The following is a 5,693-nucleotide window of genomic DNA, read 5'->3' on the forward strand; positions in this document are numbered from 1 at the left end:
AACCTCAACAGCACCTCGTCGACGTCCTCGCCGGTCAGATCGTCCAGCACCCGCTCCGCCCCCGCGAGCGCCGCGAACGTCACCACGTCCCGCACATAGACCTCCGCCGTCTTCGGCGTCAGCGCACCCGTCGAGGCCTTCGCGCGCACCATCCCCGCATACCGGTCGACGCTCTCGGCAACGGTCAGGCGCTGAACATCAGAGGGACGCACGCGCCGGACGCTACCTCCCGCCACCGACAGAACCGCCGTAAGATCGACCACGATGACGGACAGGGCACTCTTCGAACAGGTCGGCGAGATCATCCGCGGATCCACACCGCCCGACCTCGGACGCCCCCACGTCCACGTACGCCACAACGGTGTCAAAGCCTGGTTCGTCGACCCCGCGCCCCAGCGCGAACACTACGAAGCCCAGATCATCGCCGCCGACATCGCCCCCGGCACCCGCACCCACGCCGTCGAGATCGGCTTCCACGCCGAGCACCGAGACGAACCCGACAACCAAGCCGCCCTCACCCGCCTCCTGGCCGCCGAACCCCTGTGGCGCGCCGACCTCGGCGACGACCCCGCCACCGGCGCCTTCCTCGGCCGCGGCAGCTGGCGCCGCATCTCCGAAACCTGGCCCGACCCCGACCTCGACGGCCCCGACATCCCCTTCGACATCGGCGTCCGCCTCGTCGACTACATCCGCGCCCTCGAACCCCACCGCCGCCGGGCATGACCACGGCACGCCGCCCGCCCGGCCGCGAGAGCGGGGGAGGAGCGACCAGGTTCGAGGCGCGTACATGATCGCGCCCCACGCCGGCGAGCCCGCCACGAAGCCGCCGCCGTAGGCCGCCAGGAACCGGCCGAAGTCGGGGGAGGCCTGGAACGGCGCCGCGAACATGCGGCTCACCGACCGGGGGACACGGCACCGCGGAACCGGACACGAGGGACGCCAGAGCGCACCAAATCACCATGAACTGCGCAAATTAGGCAAACCGGACAGAATTCGGCTTCTGTCCGGTTAAACGATCTTCTCGGCGGAACCGCAGGAGAGCGCTCTCGGACGCGTGCCCCGAGCCTTTCACCGCCGCGCCCGGTCCCGCCGACCACGACGGCGCGCGAGTCCGTCCCGGCCGGGGAGTGGGCCCACCTGTGGCCCCCGGTCCCGCATCGCAAGCACGTCTTGGAGGAGGTGGCGGCGCGGCCCGGAGATGAACCGCGCCGCCACCCGGCCCTCATTTCTTGTACGGGGCGACCGTCTCGCGCAGTTCCTGCATGGTGCTCTGCAGAAGCTGCCGGAGCCGGTCGCGGTCGCCGCCGTCGGCGTCCGCGTAGTCGTCGATGTCGATCAGCTGCTTCTTCGTGGGGTGATCGAGTTGAGCTGGTGGTCGAGCTTGACGTCACCGAACCAGGGGCTGCGCAGCATGTTCGCCATGTCGGTGCGGAACATGGTCACCAAGTCGTCGGGGTCGGCGATGTGGTTCTTCACCTCGGCCACGAACGTGAGCGTCGCCTTGCTGCCGAGCACGGCCTGCTGCAGCGCGCTGTCGCCGGTCTTCCGGTCCAGCACGATCGTGAAGCTGTAGAGGGCGGGGTCGCCGACCGGCTTGAAGCGCACGTACTGCAGGTCCGCACCGGACTTGATCCCGATGACGGGGCACCCCAGGTGCGCCATCGTGAACACCATCTCGCCGATGAGCGCTTCGTCCTTGCTCTCCCGCGCCTCGGCGTTGTTCTTGAACTTGTTGATCATCGAAAGCATGGCGTCCTCCGGTTCAGGCGGCGATGCGGCCGTGCAGGTACTTCGCGCAGGCCTGGGCGACGGCGGCGATGTGCTCCTGCAGCACGGGGTACTTCACCGTGTAGTGGTCGGCGAAGTACTGGTCCAGGTCCAGCAGCAGGGGGACCTGGACGTAGACGTAGCCCGTGCCGAGATCGGCGTCCACGGTGAGCACACCGGGCTCGCCGACGTCCAGGAAACCGCTCTTGACCTCGGACTTCAGTGCCTTCCACACCGTCTGCGCGTCCTGGACGTACTCGCCGTAGGCGATCGTCACGGCCGCGTGGTGGCCCATGATCCTGGCCGCCGTGATGGTGCCGGTCCGATGTGTCAGCTGGAACATCAGGCGGTGCTTGTTCTGCAGGTGCTGGAACCGGAGATAGTGGTGGTTGCCGTCGGAGTTCAGGTCGATGAGGGCGTTGCCCTGGGCGACCGACGCGGTGATGACGGCACCGACGAGGAGATCGTCGATCTCGCGGGTTTTGATCTCTTCGTCGAAGCGCTGCCAGCTCCGCTTCACCAGCTGCCCGAATGTCCGGTCGAGTTGTTCGCTCACACTTGCCTTCCGTCGCGTGGGGATTCGGCAGGTGATCAACGTTCCGCGCCCGGCGCCGGTTCACGTGGCTCCGGTCGGATCGGCCCCGCTTCCAGCCGCTTCGGAAATGGTCGATAATGTACATTATGTTAAGTAGGTTGGATCTGCCCCTTCCATACGTGGAGCCGCGACCCGTGGAGGGGCCGCGGGCCGGGTGCGGTCAGTGTCGGCGGGGTCCGGCCTGCGCGCGTGCCTCGGCGGCGTCCAGGTCGGCCGCTTCGGTCAGGGTCGTGTTGTCCTCGTAGGTGACCGATTCCGGGACGGTGTCGCTGCCGAGCGGGTCGGCGTCCCACACGTTGCCGCGGTAGACCACGTTGTCCAGCGGCGGGTGGACGTGCAGCACGGCGGTGTTGTCGGCGCGCCGCACCACGTTGTCCGCCACCGTCACCCACGCCGCGCCGTAGTCGGTGTAGAGGGCGAAGTTGTAGGGGGTGCGGGTGTCGGTGATGACGTTGCCGCGCACCACCGCCCCGTCCTCGTGCGATTCGCCCTGCGGCCCGGACAGGTAGATGCCGCCGCCGTCGGCCAGCACGCCCATCGCGCCGGTGACGTGGTTGTGCAGGATGCGCGTGCCCTTCGCCGGGCCGCCCACGATGCCGCAGTGCGGAACGTCGTCCACGCTGTTGTGCGCGACCGTGCAGTCCACCGTGGCGAAGAGGGCGATGCCGGGCGAGCCCGAATGGTCGAGCCCGACGCGGTGGACCTCGTTGTCCTCGACCACCGCCCGGCAGGTGCCGGTCAGAGTGATGGCGCCGGCGGCGAGGGTGTCGAACCCGCACCCGCGCACCATGGTGTCCGCGCCACCCGTGACGCCGAGCGCGGTCGAGCCCAGGCGGGTGAAGCGGCAGCCCTCGAACCGGATGCCGGTGGTGTCGACCAGGGACGCGCACGCCGGGACGGTCTCCGGCTCGCCGGTGACGGTCAGCCAGGACTGGCCCTCCACGACGACCACGGTGTCGATCCGGCCGCCGTCGTGGAAGCCGCTGCCGTGGTAGTGCAGGAAGCCCCGGTCGCCGGTCGGGCGCAGCCAGGTGGTGTCGGCGAAGGTCAGGCCGCGGAAGGAGATGCCGCCGGCACCCGTCGCCACCAGCAGGGTGTCCCGTTCCGGAGCGACGACCAGGGTGGCGGCGGGGTCCTCGCCGGTGCGGGGGCGGTAGTGCAGGACGTGCTCGCCGGGGCGGGAGCGGTCTAGGGCGAACGTGCCCGGTTCGGTGAGGAAGGACGGGTCGTTCTCCACGCGGGTCGGCAGGCCGGGACCGGAGGAGGTCTGGCCGTCCCAGGAGGAGTTGTAGAGCTGCCGGGCCCAGGAGAAGGCGGGCTGCTTCATGGTGATCGTGCCGTCCGCGACCGACTCGACCGCGAGCCGGGCCTCGGTCCACGGGTAGACGCCCCGGTGGACGAACTCGACGCCCGCTCGCCAGTCGAGGCGAGCATCCGTGACGTAACCAGACTCGTTTTCACTCACTTCGCCCGGGATTCCGTCGATGGCGGCCCGGTCGACACGGCGACCGTCGACGGTGAGGTGGCGGGTGTCGAGCGTGCCTACGTCCACGACCCAGGCGCCGTCACCGCCCACCCGCCAGCCGGTGATCACCCGTCCGCCGCCGATCACCACCTCGTCCTGCGCGGGTGTGCCGAACCCGTTCGCCTGGTAGGTGATCCGGCTTCCTTCCCGCGCGGAGTCCTCCTCGGTGAACTCCCAGGGCCCGGGGTAGGTGCCCGCCCGCACGTGGACGACCACGTCGCCCGCCGCCTCCCGGGCGGCCCTCCGTGCCCGGTCGATCGTGGCGAAGGGTCGTTCCGGTGTGCCGGGGGCGTCGTCGTCACCGTCGAGGGCCACGTGTACTTCCGTTGTGTATGCCATAAACGCATTTATACTATAAATGGGAGGTGCCGGGTGATGCAGGACGACGAGCGGGTCGAACTGCTGTGGCGCAACGAGGACGCGCGGCCGGGGTTGAGCCCGGACCGGGTGGTGGCCGCCGCGGTGAAGGTCGCCGACGCGGAGGGCCTGGCGGGCTTGTCCATGCGCAAGGTCGCCGAGCGCCTGGGCTTCACCACGATGTCGCTGTACCGGCACGTGCCCAGCCGGGAGCACCTGGTCGACCTCATGCGCGACGCCGTCCTGGACGCGCCCGCGCCCGACGACACCGGCGCACCGTGGCGCGAGCGCCTGGAGACGGCCGTCCGGCACGGCTGGGAGCTGCGCAGACGCCACCCGTGGCTGGCCGAGGAGCGCAGCACGCGGCACCTCCCGGGGCCGAACGCGCTGGCGCACTACGAGCACCTGCTGAGCATCCTGGCGAGCACTCCCCTGCCGCCCGCGGAGGTCGTGGCGGCGGCGGGCCTGCTCGGCCGATTCCTCGACGCCGAGGCCCTGGCGCTGGTCGAGGCGGCGCGCGCCGAGCGGGACAGCGGGGTGAGCGACGAGGAGTTCTGGGGCGCGCGCGACGGGCTCTGGTCGCGGATGAGCCGCTACCCGACCCTCACCGCGCTGTGGGAGGCGGGCGGTTTCGAGCAGCCGGACCCGTTCGAGTTCGGTCTGGCGCTCCTGCTCGACGGTGTCGAGGTGCGCATCGCGCAGCGTGAGGGAACGCGTGACGAAACCTGCGCGATGTGCGGCGGGCCGATCGAGCAACCCGCTTCGGGCCGTCCGCGCGCCTACTGCTCGCGAAGTTGCCAACAACGCGCCTACCGCAGCCGGAAGCGCTGACACCACCTTGCCGTCCGGGTGCGCCTGAACGGGGTCGCGGGTGGGCTCGGCGAGGTGTCGCTGGTCTACGACCGGGTTCGCTGAGAGCTGGTCGTCCGGGGCCTGTCGTGCCGTGTGCGGGGGCGTTACCGTGCGGTGGTCCCGTCGTGTCGATGAGCTGAGCCTGGGTGGTGCGGCGCCGTGGTTCCTGAGCGTTTCGTTCGTGCGCTGGACGGTTTCGAGGCGGTGCTGGCGGCGGTGCCGCCGGACGGGTGGCTGTCGCCGTCGCCGTGTGAGGGCTGGTGCGCCGTCGATGTGGCGGGGCATGTCACGGCGGGGCTGCTGGTGATCGAGTTGCGCGCGGCGGGGCGGCCGCTCCCCCGCGATGATCCGGACTGGCGTGAGGTGGCCGGTGCGGATCCGGTGGCGTCCTGGCGTGCGGCGCGTGCGCGGATGATGGGCGAGCTGGTGCCGGAGGCGCTGGAGCGCCGGGTCCGGTTGGCGCTGGGCCTGGAGATCACGATGCGGGAGTGGCTGGAGGAGTATCCGCTGGAGTTGCTCGTGCACACGTGGGATTTGGCGCAGGCGTCCGGGCAGCGGGTGGTGCTGGACGCGGAGCTGGTCGGGCGGGCTTTGGAG

Annotated in this window: 6 protein-coding genes and 1 pseudogene; 3 read left to right on the forward strand and 4 right to left on the reverse strand. The window is 70.4% G+C overall.

The window, feature by feature from the left end:
* Window positions 1–212, reverse strand: a pseudogene (locus E1281_RS36665) (integrase); the annotation flags it as partial.
* Window positions 213–264: 52 nt separating this feature from the next.
* On the opposite strand from E1281_RS36665, the gene E1281_RS36670 reads away from it, so the two are divergent.
* Entirely contained in the window at window positions 265–723 is a 459-nt protein-coding gene (locus tag E1281_RS36670) for a hypothetical protein (RefSeq protein WP_131884301.1), read from the forward strand.
* Between the two features lie 612 nt (window positions 724–1,335).
* Here E1281_RS36670 and E1281_RS36675 read toward each other — a convergent pair.
* From E1281_RS36675 to E1281_RS36685, 3 genes are all read right to left on the reverse strand, one after another.
* The gene (locus E1281_RS36675) at window positions 1,336–1,749 is read right to left on the reverse strand and encodes a hypothetical protein (protein ID WP_131884302.1); all 414 of its coding nucleotides are present in this window, start codon (window positions 1,747–1,749) and stop codon (window positions 1,336–1,338) included.
* 13 nt (window positions 1,750–1,762) lie between these two features.
* Complete coding sequence (locus E1281_RS36680; protein WP_131884303.1) at window positions 1,763–2,323, reverse strand: hypothetical protein; 561 nt, start codon at window positions 2,321–2,323, stop codon at window positions 1,763–1,765.
* A 199-nt stretch (window positions 2,324–2,522) separates the two neighbouring features.
* Window positions 2,523–4,226: a right-handed parallel beta-helix repeat-containing protein gene (locus tag E1281_RS36685; protein WP_131884304.1), complete on the reverse strand. Its 1,704-nt coding sequence runs from the start codon at window positions 4,224–4,226 to the stop codon at window positions 2,523–2,525.
* A 36-nt stretch (window positions 4,227–4,262) separates the two neighbouring features.
* Between E1281_RS36685 and E1281_RS36690 the strand changes: the two genes are divergently transcribed.
* Window positions 4,263–5,075, forward strand: a complete 813-nt coding sequence (locus E1281_RS36690; protein ID WP_131884305.1) for a TetR/AcrR family transcriptional regulator C-terminal domain-containing protein — start codon at window positions 4,263–4,265, stop codon at window positions 5,073–5,075.
* A gap of 180 nt (window positions 5,076–5,255) precedes the next feature.
* Window positions 5,256–5,693: maleylpyruvate isomerase family mycothiol-dependent enzyme (locus tag E1281_RS36695; protein ID WP_131884306.1), on the forward strand; the 438-nt coding region annotated here is incomplete at its 3' end.

Source organism: Actinomadura sp. KC345, assembly GCF_004348515.1.
Classification (GTDB): Bacteria; Actinomycetota; Actinomycetes; order Streptosporangiales; family Streptosporangiaceae; genus Spirillospora.